The organism is Bacillus pinisoli, assembly GCF_023036475.1.
GTDB classification, from domain to species: Bacteria; Bacillota; Bacilli; order Bacillales; family SA4; genus Bacillus_BS; species Bacillus_BS pinisoli.
Genome location: NZ_JAJQKI010000004.1, coordinates 74,447 through 95,036 on the forward strand (window position 1 = coordinate 74,447; position 20,590 = coordinate 95,036).

The 20,590-nt window shown below is 36.9% G+C and carries 19 protein-coding genes; 3 read left to right on the forward strand and 16 right to left on the reverse strand.

The genetic code is table 11. The features are described 5' to 3' along the window. Positions 1-67 precede the first annotated feature (67 nt). Genes LT143_RS07170 through LT143_RS07180 form a run of 3 tightly spaced genes read right to left on the reverse strand, consistent with a single transcriptional unit; the run spans position 68 to position 3,475 of the window. Entirely contained in the window at positions 68-1,246 is a 1,179-nt protein-coding gene (locus tag LT143_RS07170) for a glycosyltransferase family 4 protein (protein ID WP_246941730.1), read from the reverse strand. 1 nt (position 1,247) lies between these two features. Continuing rightward, positions 1,248-2,198, reverse strand: a complete 951-nt coding sequence (locus LT143_RS07175) for an NAD-dependent epimerase/dehydratase family protein (protein ID WP_246941732.1) — start codon at positions 2,196-2,198, stop codon at positions 1,248-1,250. After that, a complete protein-coding gene (locus LT143_RS07180; protein ID WP_246941735.1) occupies positions 2,195-3,475 on the reverse strand; it encodes a UDP-glucose dehydrogenase family protein in 1,281 nt (426 codons plus the stop codon). Before LT143_RS07180 ends, LT143_RS07175 begins: the two co-directional genes overlap by 4 nt. A 223-nt stretch (positions 3,476-3,698) precedes the next feature. On the opposite strand from LT143_RS07180, the gene LT143_RS07185 reads away from it, so the two are divergent. After that, positions 3,699-4,529 carry a UTP--glucose-1-phosphate uridylyltransferase gene (locus LT143_RS07185; RefSeq protein ID WP_246941738.1) on the forward strand — a complete coding sequence of 277 codons (831 nt, stop codon included), beginning with the start codon at positions 3,699-3,701 and terminating at the stop codon, positions 4,527-4,529. A 344-nt stretch (positions 4,530-4,873) separates the two neighbouring features. On the opposite strand, the gene LT143_RS07190 is transcribed toward LT143_RS07185, so the two are convergent. From LT143_RS07190 to LT143_RS07200, 3 genes are all read right to left on the reverse strand, one after another. After that, on the reverse strand, positions 4,874-5,959 hold the full coding sequence (locus LT143_RS07190) for a CotH kinase family protein (RefSeq protein WP_246941741.1): 1,086 nt from the start codon (positions 5,957-5,959) through the stop codon (positions 4,874-4,876). Between the two features lie 120 nt (positions 5,960-6,079). Continuing rightward, complete coding sequence (locus tag LT143_RS07195; protein ID WP_246941744.1) at positions 6,080-6,655, reverse strand: hypothetical protein; 576 nt, start codon at positions 6,653-6,655, stop codon at positions 6,080-6,082. A gap of 485 nt (positions 6,656-7,140) precedes the next feature. After that, a complete protein-coding gene (locus tag LT143_RS07200; protein ID WP_246941747.1) occupies positions 7,141-7,728 on the reverse strand; it encodes a cell wall hydrolase in 588 nt (195 codons plus the stop codon). Positions 7,729-7,937: 209 nt separating this feature from the next. On the opposite strand from LT143_RS07200, the gene mreBH reads away from it, so the two are divergent. Further along, positions 7,938-8,945 (forward strand): rod-share determining protein MreBH, encoded by a 1,008-nt coding sequence (gene mreBH, locus LT143_RS07205; RefSeq protein WP_246941750.1) that lies wholly within the window; start codon positions 7,938-7,940, stop codon positions 8,943-8,945. A 72-nt stretch (positions 8,946-9,017) separates the two neighbouring features. On the opposite strand, the gene LT143_RS07210 is transcribed toward mreBH, so the two are convergent. The 3 genes from LT143_RS07210 to LT143_RS07220 form a co-directional block, all read right to left on the reverse strand. Further along, positions 9,018-9,437 (reverse strand): universal stress protein, encoded by a 420-nt coding sequence (locus tag LT143_RS07210; RefSeq protein WP_246941753.1) that lies wholly within the window; start codon positions 9,435-9,437, stop codon positions 9,018-9,020. 13 nt (positions 9,438-9,450) lie between these two features. Continuing rightward, the gene (locus LT143_RS07215) at positions 9,451-10,899 is read right to left on the reverse strand and encodes a SulP family inorganic anion transporter (RefSeq protein WP_246941756.1); all 1,449 of its coding nucleotides are present in this window, start codon (positions 10,897-10,899) and stop codon (positions 9,451-9,453) included. Between the two features lie 145 nt (positions 10,900-11,044). After that, on the reverse strand, positions 11,045-11,782 hold the full coding sequence (locus LT143_RS07220) for an HAD family hydrolase (RefSeq protein WP_246941759.1): 738 nt from the start codon (positions 11,780-11,782) through the stop codon (positions 11,045-11,047). A gap of 593 nt (positions 11,783-12,375) precedes the next feature. Here LT143_RS07220 and LT143_RS07225 point away from each other — a divergent pair. Further along, the gene (locus tag LT143_RS07225; RefSeq protein ID WP_246941761.1) at positions 12,376-13,293 is read left to right on the forward strand and encodes a DMT family transporter; all 918 of its coding nucleotides are present in this window, start codon (positions 12,376-12,378) and stop codon (positions 13,291-13,293) included. A gap of 110 nt (positions 13,294-13,403) precedes the next feature. Here LT143_RS07225 and LT143_RS07230 read toward each other — a convergent pair whose 3' ends face one another. The 7 genes from LT143_RS07230 to LT143_RS07260 all read right to left on the reverse strand — a co-directional run bounded on the left by LT143_RS07230 (position 13,404) and on the right by LT143_RS07260 (position 20,434). After that, positions 13,404-14,021 carry a YesL family protein gene (locus LT143_RS07230; RefSeq protein WP_246941763.1) on the reverse strand — a complete coding sequence of 206 codons (618 nt, stop codon included), beginning with the start codon at positions 14,019-14,021 and terminating at the stop codon, positions 13,404-13,406. A 93-nt stretch (positions 14,022-14,114) separates the two neighbouring features. Continuing rightward, complete coding sequence (locus LT143_RS07235) at positions 14,115-14,756, reverse strand: bifunctional 2-keto-4-hydroxyglutarate aldolase/2-keto-3-deoxy-6-phosphogluconate aldolase (RefSeq protein ID WP_246941766.1); 642 nt, start codon at positions 14,754-14,756, stop codon at positions 14,115-14,117. Positions 14,757-14,760: 4 nt separating this feature from the next. Beyond that, on the reverse strand, positions 14,761-15,711 hold the full coding sequence (locus tag LT143_RS07240) for a sugar kinase (protein WP_246941769.1): 951 nt from the start codon (positions 15,709-15,711) through the stop codon (positions 14,761-14,763). 100 nt (positions 15,712-15,811) lie between these two features. Next, on the reverse strand, positions 15,812-16,855 hold the full coding sequence (gene uxuA, locus LT143_RS07245) for a mannonate dehydratase (protein ID WP_246941772.1): 1,044 nt from the start codon (positions 16,853-16,855) through the stop codon (positions 15,812-15,814). Between the two features lie 132 nt (positions 16,856-16,987). Further along, complete coding sequence (locus LT143_RS07250; protein WP_246941775.1) at positions 16,988-17,305, reverse strand: cupin domain-containing protein; 318 nt, start codon at positions 17,303-17,305, stop codon at positions 16,988-16,990. Positions 17,306-17,325: 20 nt separating this feature from the next. Further along, complete coding sequence (locus tag LT143_RS07255; protein WP_246941778.1) at positions 17,326-19,623, reverse strand: DUF4962 domain-containing protein; 2,298 nt, start codon at positions 19,621-19,623, stop codon at positions 17,326-17,328. Between the two features lie 46 nt (positions 19,624-19,669). After that, a complete protein-coding gene (locus tag LT143_RS07260; protein WP_246941781.1) occupies positions 19,670-20,434 on the reverse strand; it encodes an SDR family NAD(P)-dependent oxidoreductase in 765 nt (254 codons plus the stop codon). Positions 20,435-20,590: the final 156 nt, after the last annotated feature.

A 20,590-nucleotide genomic window follows, 5' to 3' on the forward strand; every position in this document is an offset into this window, starting at 1 on the left:
GAAGATGAGTATAGGGTGTTTAGTTCCCTTTACCTCATCCTCTTCAAATTGATTTAAGGTTAGTTGATTAGGATCGATCAAATAGTCTATGAATGAATGGTTCTTTACGCTTTGGTTTCAGTTCTTCATAGACATCTGTTAATCGCCCTGCAACATGATGAAATTGAAAATTTGATTCTACGAACGCCCTAGCCTTTTTCGTTATTCGTTCAACAGCATCAGGATTCGTTAAATAAAAGTGCATTCCTTTAGCAAATTCACTTACACGTTGGTATTCGTCAATAATGTACCCTGTCTCTTTATGTGAAACGACTTCTGCATTGCCTCCTCTATTTGTTGTAATGACAGGAATGCCTGCAGCAAAGGCTTCGTAGTGAACGCGAGCTAGTGGCTCTTGCCATTGAGATGGACATACAAACATATCACTCATTAAGAAGATGTTTGGAATTTCACTCGCAGGGATGAACTTTGTAAAAATTACTTTGTTACCTAATGGTTCCGCTAATTTTCTCAAGTAACGAATATAGTCATTAATACCGTTATCACTAAACCACTTTCCTCCCGTAATGACAAGGACAGCGTCAGGATGTCTTCTAGCTATTGCTTTAAAGGCAGCTATGAGAAAATGAGGACCCTTATTTTTCGTTATTCTCCCCACAAACAAAATTACCTTTTTATTCTCAATGTTATATTTTTTTCGATATTCATTTCGAATATTTTTGCCTTCATCCGTCCAAACAGGAGGATATTCTTGCAAATCCACTCCAGAGTAAACTACTTTTATTTTAGACTTTGCTTCAGGAAATCGGTCTAATACGGTACGTTTTATATAATCGCTTACGGTCACAATCCGTTTAACTGCTTTTACAATTTCCTGTCCTTTCTCTTTTGGCACTTTTTTTTCAGCAAGCATATCATTATGAAGTCCTAAGATAAACTGACTGGACGGCGAAGCTTTCTTATAGAGTGGAATGTTTAAGGGCCGGTTGAAGACATGGATGATGTGAAACGATCTATTAGATAATTTTTTGACAATATTTACGGCATAATTCTCTTGGGGAACTCGGATATATTCCACACCATTTCGCACCTCATATTCAGGAAGAGTTGGATCTGTAACTGAAAAAATGGTTAATTGATAGTTTTGACTTAGGTACGGTGAGACTCCGTCAATCATCATTTGGATGGCTCCTCCCTTTACAGAAGGAGAAGGAAGTTTTTCTGTGCAAATAAAAGCAAGTTTCATACTACACCTCCTTATATAAATCTAGTAAATCCTTTAACTCAAGTTGGAGCCCTTCTTTTAATGACACTTTGGGCGAATAGTGAAGCAATTGCTCAGCTTTAGAAATATCCGCCCATGTATGTCTAGGTTCCCCTCTCGGCTTTCCAATAAAGTCTATGGTCAACTTCTGGCCTGTCAGCTCTTCCAATAGATTAATAACTTCTAAAATGGAAGCCCGCTCCTTCCCACCTATGTTGATCGTTTCTCCAAGGAGATGATCCCCATGAAGTGCCGAAACTGTTCCTTCTACACAATCTGCTATATACGTAAAATCACGCGTTTGTTTGCCATCTCCATAAACCGGTATAGGCTTTTTCTTTACCAAACATTCAATGAATCGATGGAATGCCATATCAGGTCGCTGCCTAGGTCCATAAACCGTAAAATATCGAAGAATAGTAATGGGAATTCCATCATTTTCACTATATACCTTACATAAATGCTCTCCTGTTAGTTTCGTTACTCCATAGGGGGAGAGGGGTGAGAGATCACTGTCTTCTGTTACCTTGCCTATTTTCTCTCCATATACAGAGGAGGTTGAGGCATAAATAAGCTTCTTTATTGGAATGGTTTTACACGCTTCTAGTAAGCGTTGAGTACCTAGAATATTATGATCTACATACAACTGGAAGTTTGTACCCCAACTAGAACGAACACCAGGGATAGCTGCCAAGTGAAAAATTACATCATTTTTCAATAACACCTTATTCCAATCCATATTCAATAAGTTTTCATCTAACCATTGGAAACGAGGATGATTCAGTAATGTTTTCATATTTCTAAGCTTTATGGATCTTTGCGTATGGTCTATACATCCATCAATACCAATGACTATATTCTTTTCTTCTTGTAAGAGCCTTTCACATAAATGTGAACCGATAAAACCAGCGGCTCCTGTAACAATTATTCTCATTGTCTAGCCACCCCAATATATTGAAATTGATAGCTTTCTATCCTTTTAGGATCAATGATATTCCGACCATCCACTAGGATATCTCCCTTCATTAAATCCTTAACCTTTTTCCAGTCAACTGTTTTAAATTGATTCCACTCTGTGGCAATAATTAATACATCTGCTCCTCTAATCGATTCATATATATCATGATGAACTGTTATCGACTTTTGCGGCAATTGGACGATTGGGTCATATGCTTGAATGTGCGCTCCTTTAACGAGCAATTTCTTTATTAACACGAGAGCTCTTGATTCACGAGTATCATCTGTTTCTGGCTTAAAGGCTAAGCCCCAAACCGTTATTTTTTTCCCTTCAAGCTTCGTAAAATGTGTCATTAATTTTTCAATATAAACATCAACTTGAGTATCATTTACATGTTGGACGGCAGTTAATATTTCTGGAACAATATTCTTCTGCTTTGCAGCATATTCTAATGCCCTTACATCTTTCGGAAAACAAGACCCACCAAATCCTAACCCCGCCTGAAGAAAGTAGGGAGCAATTCGTTTGTCCTGTCCTAATGCGTTTGCAATATCAGTGATTTCTACGTTGTAAGCATCGCAAATACGTGACAATTCGTTGATGAATGAGATTTTTGTAGCTAAGAAGGCATTGCTCGCATATTTAATCATCTCCGCGCCGGTTAACGAAGTAATGATATATGGAGCATCTAATTTCTCATACAATTCTTCTACTATTTTCATAGATTCTTTTCTCTTAACCCCTACGACTATTCGGTCGGGATGAAACATATCATATACAGCATTCCCTTCCCTTAGGAATTCTGGGTTTGAAATAAGATCAAACATACTAGAGTCGATTCCTTTATCAATTAACGTTTCAATTATTTTTTCATTTGTTCCTGGAAGTACCGTACTTTTCGTAATAATGGTTTTATGTGAGGTAATCTCCTCTGCAAGTGTCTTGATTACTTCATTGATCGCTGTAAGGTCTTGACTACCATCTTCATTTGCTGGTGTACCAACTGTTATAAAAATAACGGGGCATTTCTGAATTGCACGGCGGATATCGGTGGTAAAGTGAAGAAGCTCTCTATCTTTATTACGGACAATTAGCTCCGACAATCCGGGTTCATAAATGGGCACTTCTCCCCTAGCTAATGTCTCTATTTTCAATTTATCTTTATCTACACAGTAAACCTCATGACCTAGATCAGCTAAAACAGTACCTGTAGTTAATCCAACATATCCTGTCCCAATGACACAGATTTTCATAGTTAACCATCCTTATTCATTTATATATGTGTGTAAAAATGATGTGTTATATTATCCTATTTAGCTTAGTAGGAAACGTGAGGATGGGATAAGTACTATTGGGAAAATGGGTGTAAAAAAACAGGAGTGATGCGTTGTTTACGCACACTTTCTTTCTAAGACAAATTACCAATCCCAATATGTTGGATTAGTATATATAAAGTGAGTGAAGAGGAGGTTTACGATGAAGAGTATAAAAAAAGCCATAATACCTGCTGCAGGTTATGGTACGAGAAGTTTACCTATAACAAAGGTTTTACCAAAAGAGATGTTTCCCATTGCTTGTAAACCAGCTATCGAGTATATCGTGGAAGAAGCAATAGATTCAGGTATTGAAGAATTATTAATTGTGGTTTCGCGACATAAAAATCTTATCTTAGATTATTTCGACCGTTCTCTAGATTATGAAGCATTCTTAGAGAAAAAAGGAAAGCATAACTTATTAGAAAAGATTATGAACCCAAGGATTAACATTCAGTATGTTCGTCAACCCTTTGCCGATGGACTAGGTGCCGCAATACTTTTAGGAAAGAAATTTGTAGGTAATGACCCGTTTGCAGTTCTACTTCCAGATGATTTATTTGTAAAAAAAGAGCAGTCCGCTTTACAGGAGCTAATCAACGTTTATGAGAACTATCACTCTTCTGTCATTGCTCTTGAAAAAGTGAAAGAGGAATTATTGAAGAATTACGGGGTAGTAAAAGGAAGTAAACTAAAAGATCGTTCGTATGAAATAAATGATATTGTGGAAAAACCTCGTTTTAATGCACCTTCCAATCTAGCAGTAAGTGGAAGATATATTTTTACTCCTTCCATTTTTTCATATTTAGAAAAAATTAATAAAGGCGTTGGAGGAGAATTACAACTAACCGATGCGATTAAAGAATTATTGATATTAGAAAATTGTTATGGCGTGCAAGTCACTAGCAAACGTTATGATATTGGGACAGAAGAAGGATATTTTAAGATTCTACAACACTTCATGAGCAACCGCAAGGAACAGGAAGATAGATAGAAAGTCTTTTATCTAGGTTTCGTCTATGCAGCGATTATTTCTTGTTCCCCTGTTACCCTAATGTTTGTGATTATTCATTGAACATATCCTCCTCATGAAAAGTTAACTTCCCCTCTTCCCTTTCTTTACTTCCCAACCATACTAGTAAGCAACTTGGGAGGCTCTTTTATAAATTTCTGGTAGACCTCCTGAGTTTCCTCTCTTTCGTTTACAATTTATCATCTTTCTCAAAGTAAAACCTTTTTTCTTACCAATTCTACTGAGTCCCCCTACTTTATTTAACAGTAAAGAAATGGCCACAAAAATAACTCTCGACAAAAATGTCGAGAGCGTTGATCAATACTTTATATCAGATTATTTAAATTATTACTAATATAATCGCTTCGGTTTTTAATAAACTGTATAATATACTCCGGCTCTTGATCAAATAGCGTAACAGTATCCTTTTTATAGGGGTCTTTTGCTAGATATGGACGTAATTGATGATGGAGATTTAGAATGGTTGGCTCTAACTCTGAGGTCGTAAAATAGGTATTAATTACTTCTTCTAGGAGTAATTGATATTGAACGCGGAAGTCATATACATCAAGAATTCGTGCAGTTAGTGTATTGTACCCTTCAATGGGAACTCTGTCATACTTCATTACATCTCCGTTCCAATTTCTCCCGAAAGTCGCATCGAAATCCCATGGAATCATTTCATATAATCCAGTTTGACCATTTCGATATAAAGCATAATTCTGAATAAACGCATCATAGTTTTGGGTACAAATCACTCCACAAAGCCAGTTCAAATATTTTTTAACGTCCACGTATTTTACAATTTCTCTTTTAAACTCATGACGGGGAATGCTATTTATTTTTGCTATAAACTCTTCTAAATCAAGGTCATCTTCATCGTTTCCTACCTTACGATTATACCCTGAAATAAGGGATTTTTTTAATTTGCCCTTCGTCGTTAGTAAAGAAAAATTGGTTTGATGATTGGTTGCATAATAAATGGGACCATGAGAAAGTTTTCTATTTTGTAAAAATAACTCATCAACAGACTCCAGCTGCAAGTAAATTCCTGATGGCTTGCCATTCACTTCAATGAAGACAAAATTGGATTCAGGAGCCATGCACCCTAGCTTCTTAAAAAACTCAAACGATAGCCTATTTCTGATTAAAGATGGATCACAATATTCGGCATTAAGATGAAGTTCTCGTGCTCTAAAATCCTCATTCACTGAACCAAAGTCAATACGGTAAGATTTCTTTGGGAATTTTCTCGTGTGATGGCCTCGGTACGTAATACCCATGTCGTAGCTATGTGTATCTACAGTTAATTTGGCAGGAATTAATTCTTCTTGCCATATATCAGTCTCTAATGATTCTAGAAGTTTTGGCTCAACCTCGATACGTAACGTCGATAAATTATCCACTTTCATCTAACTCACTGCCTCCCTTGCATTTACACATTATGTTATGAATAAAATTGTGCTCTTGCTCATAAATTAGTGAACATTATTTAGAACCAAAAAAATTCCTATAACATAAAATACAATACCTTAATAATTAAGGACATTATTGATAAAGGTGGTTGTATTAATGAGAAGACATGATATGTCAAGATTACTAAGTAATGCACAAGGCTCAGGACTTGATGAATTTCTAATGCGTAACCCAGGTTCAAAGAAAAAACATGGTTCTGGTTCTGGCTCTGGTTCTAGCTCTTGCTCTGGTTCTGGTTCTGGTTCTGGCTCCGGCTCTGGCTCTGGTTCTGGCTCCGGTTCTGGCTCTGGTTCTGGCTCCGGTTCTGGCTCCGGTTCTGGCTCTGGTTCTGGTTCTGGCTCTGGTTCTGGCTCTGGTTCTGGCTCTGGTTCTGGCTCCGGTTCTGGCTCTGGTTCTGGCTCCGGTTCTGGCTCTGGTTCTGGCTCCGGTTCTGGCTCCGGTTCTGGCTCTGGTTCTGGCTCCGGTTCTGGCTCTGGTTCTGGCTCCGGTTCTGGCTCTGGTTCTGGCTCTGGTTCTGGTTCATAATCCTTCTTGATGCCAGTGTAGATAACAAAATTGGTACTACGATTTATTTGCCTATTTAATTCTACGAATGTACCCTCTACAGATTTTCTGATTATTTGCCGGAACATCTTTGTTTTGTACGAGACTTGAAAACGCTAATTTTAATTTATTGATTCGCTACTTATTTACCGGAAGTGATGTATTAAATTAGCGTTTTTATTTTCCTTTCTGAATTTCCATTAGAATATCCTTTTAGTACCCTCAAGCTATAATTACTATATTCTCTATTGAAATACATTTGCTTGGTAGCCAATAATTTTTTCTGAATGCATAAGACATGAACTGGTTTTTCAGTTTGTACGTTACGAGTAAAAAAATAATCTGAATGCACATTAAATATTGTATAACCCAACTACAATATTCAATGTGCATTTTAACTTACTATACAATATTACTCGCAGATAATTGGACAACAGATAAAGGACTTTACTTTTAAAGTAAAGTCCTTTTTAAACATAGCTACCTAACTTATTTACTGTACAGTGATAATTGACGAAACCAAACCCCTTCACAAAGAAAAATCGACAAGTGACAGGCACCAAGCATTTAATATTTAGTTTGCGAAGACGTGGTTTCCGATTTTGGTGATGACTTCTCGATCTCGGATCCAGTTATCAGAAGCGGTGTCAGGGTTGTAAAAATAAAGCGCTTCTGTTTGGTTCTCTTGTTCATGTAGTGCCTCTTCAACTGCTTTTATTGCCTCTTGTCCAGCAGGTTGCTGGATTGAGTTATTACGAACAGGTTCAAACTGATTTTCTTCATAGATGACTTCCTTGATTGAATCCGGGAATTGCTCGTGTTCTACTCGGTTTAGTACTACTTCTGCTACTGCTACTTTTCCTTTATATGGCTCACCTTTTGCCTCTGCTGAGACAAGGCGCGCAAGTAATTTCTTTTCTTCATCCGAAACTAAGATATCTTGGTTTCTAGCTTCTTCCTCATTAAGATAATGATTAGATAATTCTTGTGTTAAGAACTGATAGGTAGGCATTTCTTCTCCCGCTAAATCTTGTTCATAGAGTTGTTCCAACACTTTTTTTGTTTGTGTATCTATAACTGCTTCATTATTTATATGATCTGATGGGACGGTAAATCCGATTCCCATCGTAACTATAGTAATCATACGAATGAATAGATTCATCTTGTATACCTCCTGTTATGTTTTAGTAGCAGAACAGGCCTATACATAGGGTAACAAGGTTCAATCTTTAATTCCTTAGTAAATTATTGGTCCCAATATGTCAGAAGTATGACAAAGATGACGTTCTTTTATCAAAACAACAAAAACCCTCAGAAATCAGCAAAATTCTACAAATGGTATAACAAGTAACAAGAAATGAGGTAATAATTATGTTTAATTCAACTGAAATTGGAATCGATTTAGGAACTGCCAATATATTGGTTTATAGTAAAAGTAAAGGTATTGTGCTCAATGAACCTTCTGTAGTTGCGATTGATATCAATACAAAAAAAGTAGTAGCACTTGGTTCTGAGGCAAAACGTATGATTGGTCGTACGCCTGATAATATTGAGGCTATTCGCCCATTAAAAGATGGGGTCATCGCCGATTATGATATTACAACTTCCTTGCTTAAAATGATTATGAAAATAACATCACGAAAACTTGGGATGTCGTTTAAAAAGCCGAATGTAGTGGTTTGTGCACCGTCTGGAGCAACATCTGTTGAAAAAAGAGCGATTCAAGATGCAATTCGAAGCTCGGGAGCAAACCAAGTTTTCTTAATTGAAGAACCGGTTGCTGCAGCCATAGGTGCAGATTTACCAGTGGATGAACCCATTGCTAATGTGGTCGTGGATATCGGTGGAGGTACTACTGAGGTGGCGATCATTTCGTTCGGTGGAATCGTATCCTGCCACTCTATTCGGATCGGCGGAGATCAGTTTGACGATGATATCATTCAATATGTTCGTAAGAAGTACAACCTATTAATTGGAGAGCGTACAGCTGAAGAAATGAAGATGGAGATTGGGTATTCCCTCCTCAAACACGATGAAGTCAGCATGAATATTCGCGGCCGCGATTTAGTAACCGGTCTGCCTAAAACAATTACTGTTTCATCTTATGAGATGCAAGAAGCAATGAGGGATTCACTACTTCAAATTCTCGAAGCCATTCGTGCAACATTGGAGGCATGTCCACCAGAATTAATTGGGGATGTCGTAGATCGTGGAGTGTTATTAACCGGTGGTGGAGCATTATTGAACGGACTTCAAGAATGGTTACGCGAAGAAATCGTCGTACCGGTCCATGTTGCACCAAATCCTCTTGAGTCAGTTGCAATTGGAACAGGTAAATCGTTAACCGTTATTAACAAGCTTTTAAAAGCAGCCAAATAAATAGTTAATGCAGCAAATCAAATTTTATCTATACAATTGATTTGCTGTTTTTTATATGTATGGGCTTCATACCTACTTCACAATTAAAACTGGACAATTTGCCCTTTTCGCCACTTTATGACTTACACTTCCTAATACAAATTCTTGTAATCCATTTAATCCTCTACTCCCGATAACGGCAATATCAATATTATTTTTATTAATGTAATCAACAATCGTCGGGCCTGGTTCACCGTGTAGAATAGTTAGTGTATAGGAGACTCCTACTTCTTTTGTCATCCTTTCGACTTCTTTCATCCGTTCTTTTCGTGTGTCACTTAGATCCGCAGAGTTCCAATTACGTAACACTTCAGATTTAGCTTTACCCATATCTACCACATACACCACTTCAATCATGGAGTCTTGACTACAAGAAGCAATATGAATGGCATTCTCCGCTGCTCGCTTCGAGTGTTCTGAACCATCAGAGGCTAGTACTATTTTTTTATACATCTTTTCCTCCCCCTTAATGAGATCCAAGTCTATTTGCCAATTTATTCACTAAATCGCTACTCTCTTCATTTAATCCTGTTACTTGAACGACAATATTGTTTTCTTCAAACCTACTCACAATCTTATCTACCGCAGCAACAGCCGAATCATCCCAGACATGAGAACGACTCAAATCAATTTCAACTCTCTTCACATCTTCCGTAAAATTAAATGAGCTAACTATTTCATTGACAGATGCAAAAAACAGCTCACCATTTATCCTATATTTTCTTGTATTACCCTCTAAGCTAGTTTCTACTCGTACCTTAGATATTTTAGAGACAAAAAAGATTGCACTTAGTAGAATTCCCGTAAATACTCCGATTGCTAAATTATGAGTAAAAACAACCGTTGTTACCGTAACCACCATCACAATTGCGTCACTTCTAGGAATAAGAAGTAGTGTTTTAATGGAGTTCCAATCAAAGGTACTAATTGAAACCATAATCATAACACCAGCTAAAGCACCCATCGGTATTTGAACGACAATATCACCAAGAACGACAATGAGGAACATAAGAAGCACACCAGCTACTAGTGATGAAAGTCTCCCCCGCCCACCTGATTTTACATTAATCACTGATTGTCCAATCATCGCACATCCTGCCATTCCCCCAAAGAAACCAGTAATCATATTGGCGATACCTTGACCTCTACTTTCCATATTTTTATCACTATCCGAATCTGTCATATCATCCACAATTGTTGCAGTTAATAATGACTCTAATAAACCTACCACTGCGAGAGCTACTGAATAGGGAAGGATGATGAATAAGGTTTCAACATTAATAGGGATATTAGGTAGTAAGAAGGCCGGTAATGTTTGCGAAATGGCTCCCATGTCACCGACGGTTCTAACCCCATAATCCATATATATTGCCAGTGCAGTAACCGTAATAATAGCAACTAACGTAGATGGAACAGCTTTTGTGAGATAAGGAAAAAGATAAATAATGGCTAGCGTTAGTCCTACTAAAAGATAGATGACTCCCTTTTCATTGTAAAAGTGTTGTAATTGAGAGGTAAAAATAAGAATGGCTAAAGCATTTACAAAGCCGATCATCACAGACCGTGGTATAAACTTCATATATCGAGCTAAACGAAAGACTCCAAATATTATCTGAAGAATTCCTGTCAGGATTGTTGCTGCTAATAAATATTGAATTCCATAATTGGAGACTAGGTCAATAAATAAAAGTGCCATAGCCCCTGTCGCAGCAGAAATCATTCCTGGTCTTCCACCAATAAAGGCAATCGTCACCGCTATTGTAAAAGAAGCATATAACCCAACCATTGGGTCAACTCCTGCAATAATAGAAAAGGCAATGGCTTCAGGAATTAATGCCAATGCAACAACCGTCCCCGAAAGTATGTCACCCTTAATATTTCCGAACCAAGACTGCTTGTATGTTGTGTACTCCATCACTCTGCCTCCTTTACCAGTAGTATGACCTACTCCTAAAAAGACATGAACGCAAAAAAGCTTAGAGATTGATCTCTAAGCTGTCTTATGTAGTCGATTATTTAACTTATCTGGTTCTAATAATAGATCACAATATGTAGGTTCTTTAGTCAAACGTTACTGAATTTGATTTAGGATCAATTTGATAGATGACGTCTTTTCTCTCCACGATAATTCGAATCTTATTTTTTAGGTCTTCCTGTTCTGTAATAGCTGTTAATAGTTCCTTTGCAGGGTTTATCGCAACAGGATTTCCTACATATTTAAACATCGTTAAATCACCATTCGTATCACCATACGCGTAGCTTTGTGTTAAATCAATATCATGCTTTTCCGCCATTTCAATAATGGTCTTTTCTTTATTTATAGAATCCCACATAGGTTGAACCTTACCGTTAAAGAATCCTTTTTCATCAATATGGTAGGTTGAACCACGATAATCAGTGGCATGATACTTTTCTGCCATTTTTGATACAAGAAAGTCTGGGCTACCCGAAATGAAAATAACTTTGTCTCCATTTTCTAAATGCCATCGTATTTGTTTCCTAGTGTATTTATACACTCGATCAGCCTTTAGACGGATTACCTGTTTTGCAATAAATTCAATATCCTCTTTTGAAACATTGGTTAAATGTTCAACGTAAATTTTACTTACATCCAATAGATACACATCATAATTCCCTTGACGCTTATCCCAATCTTGAAATGTATGCTTGACTTGTTCGTGCCATACTGAAGGCGATATAATTTCATACTTAATCATTCTTTTAAAATGTTCAATTAGTAATGAGTCACGGTAAAACGTTCCATCAATATCAAAGAACGCTGCTTTATTCTTGGTCATTCATTTTTCTCCTTCTCAGCTATTTATATCTAGTATTTACCTCTATTTTAAATGACGATCAACGTTTAGTCGAATGCTAGTATTATTTATCTACTAAATTCCTCCATCTAAAATAGAAATTCATTCGTAATACTCCCATCAATGTATATACAACTTACGATGAAAGTAAGATTACATTTCGAGAGATTGGTGAGTGAGAATATAGCTTTCTTATACAAATTTATAATCATAAGACTATAAATGGATTAACTGGAATCTTAGTGTCATCAAAAGAATAATTAAAGAGTACCATGATATAATTATCTTGCTATTGGAGCATTATGAAGTACCTAAAAATTTAACCTTCTACTTATCGACTAGAAAGCTTTGAGGTTCAGATCACTCAAGTATAAAATTCTATCTTATTTTTACATTCAAGTAGTGAAGATTCTATTATTATTCCTAATAGCAGTTTGTTTTTAAATCGTGAAAAATAAATGACCTAGACTTCTTATAAAGAGCTACAATATGATAGTAGGTAAACTAACATTTAGTTGATTTAATAATGAGGGTCAGGTTTCATAAAATTACTAGTGTGAATAAAGGTGGACTTAATGAATATTAAATTACCATTGATATATATAGGTGTAGGTGCTTCTTTATGGGGGATTATAGGAGTCTTTGTAACATATCTTTATGAATTAGGGTTTACACCAATCCAGGTTGTTACTATTCGTGCTATGTCGACATCATTATTTTTAGCCGTCTATGTCATGATGAAAAATCGAGAGCTTTTTAAGATTAAGATAGCGCATAGTAAGTATTTTATTGGAACTGGCGTTATTAGTATTGTCTTTTTTAATTGGTGCTTGTTTAGTGCAATTGAAGAAACGTCTATTTCAATTGCATTTATACTACTATACACAGCACCAGCATTTGTTACGATTTTATCAAGATTTATTTTTAAGGAGGCTTTTACAACTCGAAAAGTTATAGCTTTAATTGTAACGTTTATCGGGTGTTCATTTGTTGTTGGTATTCTACCTAATCTTAATGAACTGTTCTCAACTTTTGGGTTAATTCTTGGACTTGGATCCGGTTTATTTTATGCACTTTACAGCATCTTTGGAAAGTTTGCACTCAAGAAATATGATTCTATTACCGTGACAGTCTATACCTTTTTGTTCGCAACTATAGCAGTGACACCATTTAGTGACATCTGGAACGTTATCCCTTTATTTTCAAATCTCAATGTCTGGTTGTATATAATCGGTTTAGGCTTTCTCTCGACAATGCTTCCTTTCCTATTGTATACAAAAGGGCTAAGCACGATTGAATCTAGTCGTGCGTCAATCATAGCAACAATTGAGCCAGTGGTAGCATCCCTAACCGGTTTCATCATATTTAACGAACAATTAAATCTATGGCAATACTTTGGAATTATTTTAGTTATCTTAGCTGTCATTCTTGTTCAAGAGAAATCTTTAAAGGTTAAAAAACAGCCATTGTTATCTAATGAGCCCTCCCTTTAAGTTAATCGTGGTAGAAGAAAAGATAGCTAGTTACATCCAGCTATCTTTTCGGTACTTATATGCTTAATCTTTCAAGAAATATGTACCCTTAATCACTTGCTTTAACAGTACTAATGTTGAGAAGTCATGCGTTGAAATACTTTGAAGCTACACCACATACTAAGAAAGGCATACACGGCAATAGAGAAAAATGGTATAAGTCCTGGTAGAAAAGCTAGTATTTTATAGAGAATAAAATATCCAATAATTATTACTACTGTTAAACTGGGTGATGCTAAACTAAAGAGAAAACTATTTTTAATATAATCCTTAAAGGAAAAAGAGAAATGAACATATACAGGAAAGAAGAACAGTACCGTTAAGCCATATATTATAAGTAAACTTAAAATTATGAATCGAATGATTGTCGATATTCCACTCTCTCCAAACTTAAAAATCATTAAGTCAACTAATAAAATGAAACCAATGGCAGCTAGTAGCCATCCTAATCCATTGATTTTCCAAAAATCTTTTTTATAGGCAGATTTAAATGTAGGATAGATTGAAATATCCTTTTTACCCATAACCCACTTTCTAATAACGGAAAAAAGAGCAGAAGTTGCTGGAAATGCACCAAGAAAGACAGCCCCAGCTATTGTAAAAACAAACCATAGAAATTGGACATAGGCTAATTTCATGATCCATTCACAAATACTATAAAATCCCCCAGATATCCCTCGCATTTCCATAACAATCTCCCCTTTCTTTAGAATTATGAGTAGCTCTAGCCTAGCAGTTTATATTCACTTGAATTAATCCGTCCACGCTTGCTAATAGACATTCTATTCTCTTCTTAATGCATTCAAGTAAGATTCAACTTTAATTTTTATAGAAGATAAGTCCCCAGTTTTTGAAGCCTGTTTGGTTAAATCACTTCCAATACCTATGGCAAATGCACCTGCATCCAGCCAATCCTTTATATTATCCAAGTTTACTCCACCCGTAGGCATGACTTCCAATTGAGGTAAAGGACCTTTTAAATTGTTAATCATGGACGGTTGAAATACATCTCCTGGAAAAAGTTTTACAATAGGACAATCTGCTTGTAAAGCAATGACTGCCTCATTCACTGACATTACACCTGGTAATATAGGAACTTGGTATAAATGACATTGTTGTACAACACCTTGATCGAAAGAAGGGCTTACGATAAATTCAGCACCATTTAAGATCGCAAGTCTAGCAGTCACAGAATCTAGTACAGTCCCAGCTCCAATAATCACCTGATTATCATCCTGATATTTTTGTGCCACTTCCTTAATGATATCTAGTGCAAAAGGTGTTGTCATCGTAACTTCAATAAGCTTTATTCCCCCAGCTATAATTTCATCAATATATTGCAGAGCTTTTCTGGAACAATCCGAACGCACAACAGCAATTAGTTTTCGTGAGCGAATTTGCTGGATAATTTCTATCTTTCTCATCTATTTACCTCTCAATCTTCCTATCATTCGTATTGAAGTACTGTATTTGTCTTTTTGTTGGTAGACCTTCTACATCGCCCTTAAATTGAATAACATGTGCTCCGACAGCATTGGCAAATTCAGCAGCTTCTTCCTCTGATTTTCCATTAGTAATAGAATAGAGGAACCCTGCACAAAATCCATCCCCTGCGCCAACTGTATCTACAACTTTTTCAACAGTTAATCCATCAATAATTTTAATTGTTTCTTGGTTTACAATCATACAGCCGTCTTTCCCCAGTTTTATAATCGTTGTTGGTATATTCAGCTTTTGCACTTCTTGAATTAATTGATTATTATCGTTGGAATCAAACAGCAATGTTAATTCATCTATTCCAGGTAAAAAATAATCACTTAACATAGCAAGTTCTAATATTATCTTTCTTATTTTTTCAAGAGATAATAGCTTTAATCGAATATTGGGGTCGAAACATACCTTTACTCCATGCTTTTTAGCCAATTTTATTGCCTCTATGGTGGTTGCATAACAGCTCTCACTTAAAGCTGGCGTAATCCCTGTAATATGTAGTATTTTTGCCTGTTTTATATACTCTTCATCTAAGTCTTCAGGCGTCATACGACTGGCAGCAGAATGTTTTCGATAATAATAAACATTAGGGTTTCCTATCCCAGTTATTTCTTTAAACATTACCCCAGTTGGGTGCGTTTCATCAATATTTACCCTAGATACATCGACTCCTTCTCCACGTATGGAGTTTATAATAAACTCACCAAATGGATCTGCTCCTAAACGAGAAAACCACCCAACCTTCACACCTAGACGGGCAAGACCGATTGCTACATTAGATTCTGCTCCACCAAAGGATTTCTCAAACAAATGTGAATGATTGAGTAAACCTTCTTTTTGGGGAGTGAATAACATCATACTTTCGCCAAAGGTTACGATATCGTTCAAGTTCCTTCCTCCTATCCTGCATTCTGCTATACTAGTGAGACCTCTCTTTTTCCTTGTAAGCTTATACCTACTTGAAGACAACTGCTCTTCTATTTCTTTATCAGTTCGATTTATGAACAGCTTCATATAGTCCATTTAAGTAAACTGCTCCTAATGCGCGGTCATATAACCCATAACCTGGCCTTCCTGTTTCTCCCCAAATCATTCTTCCATGATCTGGACGTAATGGGCCCGAAAAACCAATGTCATGGAACGCCTTCATGACTTCATACATATCTATAGATCCACTTTCTGAGAGATGGGGGGACTCTTGAAAAGACTTATTTCCAATCCGCTTAATATTACGAGCATGTGCAAAATGGATTCTTCCTTGCTTTCCAAAATGACGAATGAGAGCTGGAATATCATTCTCTTCGTTTGCTCCTAGAGACCCTGAACACATTGTAATTCCATGATTTTGACTATCGACTAACCTTACAAATCGATCCAAATTTTCTTTATTTGTTATAATTCGTGGAAGTCCAAATATTGGCCAAGGTGGATCATCGGGATGAATCGCCATTTTCACATTGACCTCGTCTGCGACTGCTATTACTTTCGTTACGAAGTATTGCAAGTTCTCCCAAAGCTCCTCTTCCGTAACAGACTGATATTGCTCTAATAGATGTTGTAAACCCTCAGGGTGATAGCTTTTATCCCAACCTGGTAAATCAAGTTCTCCATATATTGGATTCATCTTTTGCACGGTTTCTTCAATATAAGTTAGAGTAGTAGAACCATCTGGTAGTTCATAATCTAGCTGGGAACGGGTCCAGTCGAAGACAGGCATAAAGTTATAACAAATTAAATGAACCCCAGCTTCTGCTAAATTACGAATCGTTTGCTTATAATTTTCTATATAATACTCACGAGTAGGCAGACCTAATTTAATGTCCTCATGAACCGGTACACTCTCAATCCCTTCTAGTACCAATCCTTTCGATTCGACGTTAGTCTTCAACTCAATAATCTTGTCGACTGGCCAAACCTCGCCAACGGGTACATCATAAATAGCTGATATTACACCTGAAACACCAGGTATTTGTCGTATTTCATCTAACGTTACTTTGTCGTCTAGCCCAAACCATCTTAACGTCATCTTCAATGTAAAATCCTCATTTCATGTATGTTGTCTTACTAGCTAGTAGACAGTTTTCCATATGCAGAATACCCCTATGTTCAATAGGGGTATTCCAGCTCTAACCTACTTTTATTGTGTCTATTAAGAGCTCGCCAATTATCTATTAAGCAGATCCTCACGAAGAGGAGTAAAAGTATCTATGATAGCACCTGCTTGCAGTGCTTTAGCCCCGTGCTTTGCACCTCCTGGAATGAAAATCGTTTCACCAGGACCAATAATATGCGTTTTACTGTCGATTGTGAATTCAAATTGACCTCTTAAGCAATACGTAAACTGCTCGTGTGGATGACTATGCTCATAACCGACGGCTCCTTCTTCAAAGTGAACCTCCATCATCATGATAGAATCACCTGGAGGAAAGATTTTTCTTTTTACACCTGGTTCCGCTTGTTCCCATTGCACGTGAGTACTCATCTATATCCCCCTTACTAGAATTAATATGCTTTCGTTACATCAACACAAAATGTTTTACCATCTTCCGTTAAATATATATGAACACCATGATCCTGGTCATCCATAAAATAGGATACGTATTTGTTTTCTCCTTTACGGTTAGGAGTTAAAAGAGTAACAATACGGTGACGTTTAGACTTTTTGGTAATTGCTTCTAAGTGAAATTCTTTAGGTAAGCCCTCTACCTCGGTAGGATCAACGTCTTTAAATTCATCAGATTGATTTAAAAACAAGTCACCGGAAGAGCTATAAATGAAGCGACCTTCAAGATCAGCTTTTTCACCAGAAATTTTAAATACTTGGTCGTTAATTTGCATCTCGTGTAAGGAATGCAATAACCAATTAACACTTCCTTCTTGAGTTAAATCAACACTGTCCACTACGACAAAATAGGATTGATTGACAAAATAGATTTCTCTCTCAAACTTTTCTAAATAAGGGACTGTTTCTGAATAAGCTCTTGTTGCATCTTCTCTTACATAACTATATTCATCATTTGAGACAACCTCTAGTATCTCTCCCTGTGCTGACTTATTAAGTATTTTATTTGAATCCGAATACTGGCCAACACCATCAATTAATAATGTATTATGTGATTGAGTTTGTCTTCTCCATTTTTTGTGCATTGTACTATTAAATCCTATATAGTAGCCAGATTTAATAGCAAGTGGCTCACCATATGCATGAATGAGAAAACTATTTTGGTCACCATGACTATGACTTAATGAACCATAAGGGCTACTCTTTGTTAATAGCATGATATGTTCATCTGGTTGGTCCATCTTATGATGAAACGCAACCCAACCAACATCTTTAAACCATTTTACTGGCTCTGCCTCTGTTGGTGGTGTGGCTTCAACATGAGGGAAATCATGAGAATAAATCATATCGTCAAACGGAAAGTCCCACCATCCGTAATTAAAAAACTTTTGATCAGCATCCGTGTCCCAAGCCTTAACCTGCTCATAATACCATTGATACAAGCCATTTCCTGTTACACCAGCAAACTGTCTAATATTAAAAGCTGTTTTTAACCCTGGTCGTTCACCAAGATTAGACTGATCACCAAAGCTTGCTCGTCTAGTATCTTGACTATAACAATACAATGGGAAATCTCCTGTTTTTTGGAAGAACGGTCGTTGATAGAAATCTATTTTCATATAGTTCTTAACAAGATTTAGCGCGTCGATAAGATAGGCCATTCCTGTCGTCCAATACATGCCACCTTCAGCCCAACCACCATCTTTACCTCCCCATGGAGTATAGATGCAAGCGTAATATTCTAACGTATAATCAAGCCATTCTTTTGCTTCTTCTGCATCGTTTAATAGTGCAATGGAGCATGGAATGAGGACAGATGATAAGGAACGTACAGCATGGCTATCATATGGTACTTGGTGAATTTTGGAACGTTTAATATTGTGATCAGCTACCTGTTCCGTTCTTCTTAAAAGAGAATGTCTAACTAATCCTTTTTCTTCAGGCGATAATTGGTGGTATAGCCAATCATAGCCCCATGCTAGTCCAGCCACAATACGGAAAGCGCATTCATCATTGTAATCTCTTGACGTTGTCCCTTCTGTGTCCCATTTGGCCACATGAACCAGCCATTCCTTAGCACGATTAATAATTTGTTGATCTTCAAGGATCACACCAGCAACACTTAAGTGACGAATTGCGTAAAGAGTTTCTTGGCAGTCCATATACATTTGTCTCCAGAGCTTAATGACACGTTTGTTTTCAGGGTAAGGACTTGGTTCTGAAATTAGCTCGCGTTCAAGCCATGGTAAAACGGACTTTTCATAGAATACATTCCAATTACAATGCGTAGAGTCTTTCTTTATATTTTCTTGAAATTTCTCTAGTTGCTCTGGACCTAACCATAGCCTTGGATGAGCAAGGCTTACTCTTTCATATCGTTCCTCTCTACTAGGCAGTGATGTATCAGGAAGATTTTCCGGAATATCAAACCTTCTTGTTTCACTCCACGTCGAAAGGACGGAATCTGTTGTCGAATCGATTTGACAATAGCGCCAATAATACGTTCCAGGCTCCAATGCTTGATTGGGTGTATAAAAGTTATATGGAATCGGTTGAATGGTTTCGGTATCTTCAGGTGAAAAAACTGAACTTCTAGAAATCTGTAAGCAATACTGGTCATTCTGTAATTGTACAGGCATCCACGTAAATCTAGGTGGATTCTCAATATGTTCCGTGTTTTCATCTGGTGCATACTTAACATCTAGAATACCACTAGCAGGTTGATAGATTGTTTGCATCTCATTTCCTCCTTTATTATTAGTTGTAAAACTATCGACACAGATTTTATTTCATAAATAGGCCACCATTAATCTCAATCGTTTCTCCCGTAATATAGGAAGCAGCAGGGGATATAAGGAATAGAACGGCACCACTTATATCCTGAGGAACTCCGCCTCGTCCAAGTGGAACTCTAGCAGCCGTAGCTTTTCTTCCCTCTTCCGTATTAAACGTAGTATGGAATTTCGTTTGGTCAATAAAGCCAGGTGAAATGGCATTGACTCTAACTCCAAATGAGGCTAATTCCTTTGCCAATCCCTTTGTAAATGTAATAATCGCCCCTTTGGATGTAGCATAAGGTACTGCACCCGGTCCACCACCATCATGTGCTGCAAGCGAGCTTAAATTAATGATGGAACCGCTTCCTTTTTCTTTCATACCAGGGATTACGGCTTTACTCATAAATGCAGCAGAAGTTACATTAACATCAAATACTTTCTGCCATAAATCGAGCGTCATTTCAGAGATTGGTCTTCTCTCTACTAAATGCCCTGCATTATTTATTAAAATATCAACTGTTCCTAGTTTTTCTTCTACTTCAGAAACAAGCGATTCTATTTGAGAAAGGTCGGTTACATCTGCTTGGATCATGACCGCCTCTCCACCCTGTTCCTCAATTAACCTAACCGTTTCCTCTGCACCTTGACTATTACTTAAATAATTTACAGCTACCTTCGCACCACTTGCAGCTAGTTCAATCGCAATGGATTGCCCAATACCTCCGCTTGCTCCCGTAACTAATGCGACTTTATCTTTCAGATCAATATTCATATAAGCCCCCTATTCTGATAAATGATGCTACCGTGTAATAATGCTATTTTATCACCCAGTTCCTCCTACAATCGTCGGAATAGTTTTAGACTCTGTTGTCTTTTTTTTAGTATTTACTATGATTAATCTCTGTTTCATGAATATAAAACGTCTAGA

Excerpts from the sequence above, each read along its gene's own strand:
- LT143_RS07170 (WP_246941730.1), bottom strand. The coding sequence starts at position 1,246 with ATGAAACTTGCTTTTATTTGCACAGAAAAACTTCCTTCTCCTTCTGTA.
- LT143_RS07175 (WP_246941732.1), bottom strand. The coding sequence starts at position 2,198 with ATGAGAATAATTGTTACAGGAGCCGCTGGTTTTATCGGTTCACATTTA.
- LT143_RS07180 (WP_246941735.1), bottom strand. The coding sequence starts at position 3,475 with ATGAAAATCTGTGTCATTGGGACAGGATATGTTGGATTAACTACAGGT.
- LT143_RS07185 (WP_246941738.1), top strand. The coding sequence starts at position 3,699 with ATGAAGAGTATAAAAAAAGCCATAATACCTGCTGCAGGTTATGGTACG.
- LT143_RS07190 (WP_246941741.1), bottom strand. The coding sequence starts at position 5,959 with ATGAAAGTGGATAATTTATCGACGTTACGTATCGAGGTTGAGCCAAAA.
- LT143_RS07195 (WP_246941744.1), bottom strand. The coding sequence starts at position 6,655 with ATGTTCCGGCAAATAATCAGAAAATCTGTAGAGGGTACATTCGTAGAA.
- LT143_RS07200 (WP_246941747.1), bottom strand. The coding sequence starts at position 7,728 with ATGAATCTATTCATTCGTATGATTACTATAGTTACGATGGGAATCGGA.
- mreBH (WP_246941750.1), top strand. The coding sequence starts at position 7,938 with ATGTTTAATTCAACTGAAATTGGAATCGATTTAGGAACTGCCAATATA.
- LT143_RS07210 (WP_246941753.1), bottom strand. The coding sequence starts at position 9,437 with ATGTATAAAAAAATAGTACTAGCCTCTGATGGTTCAGAACACTCGAAG.
- LT143_RS07215 (WP_246941756.1), bottom strand. The coding sequence starts at position 10,899 with ATGGAGTACACAACATACAAGCAGTCTTGGTTCGGAAATATTAAGGGT.
- LT143_RS07220 (WP_246941759.1), bottom strand. The coding sequence starts at position 11,782 with ATGACCAAGAATAAAGCAGCGTTCTTTGATATTGATGGAACGTTTTAC.
- LT143_RS07225 (WP_246941761.1), top strand. The coding sequence starts at position 12,376 with ATGAATATTAAATTACCATTGATATATATAGGTGTAGGTGCTTCTTTA.
- LT143_RS07230 (WP_246941763.1), bottom strand. The coding sequence starts at position 14,021 with ATGGAAATGCGAGGGATATCTGGGGGATTTTATAGTATTTGTGAATGG.
- LT143_RS07235 (WP_246941766.1), bottom strand. The coding sequence starts at position 14,756 with ATGAGAAAGATAGAAATTATCCAGCAAATTCGCTCACGAAAACTAATT.
- LT143_RS07250 (WP_246941775.1), bottom strand. The coding sequence starts at position 17,305 with ATGAGTACTCACGTGCAATGGGAACAAGCGGAACCAGGTGTAAAAAGA.
- LT143_RS07255 (WP_246941778.1), bottom strand. The coding sequence starts at position 19,623 with ATGCAAACAATCTATCAACCTGCTAGTGGTATTCTAGATGTTAAGTAT.
- LT143_RS07260 (WP_246941781.1), bottom strand. The coding sequence starts at position 20,434 with ATGAATATTGATCTGAAAGATAAAGTCGCATTAGTTACGGGAGCAAGC.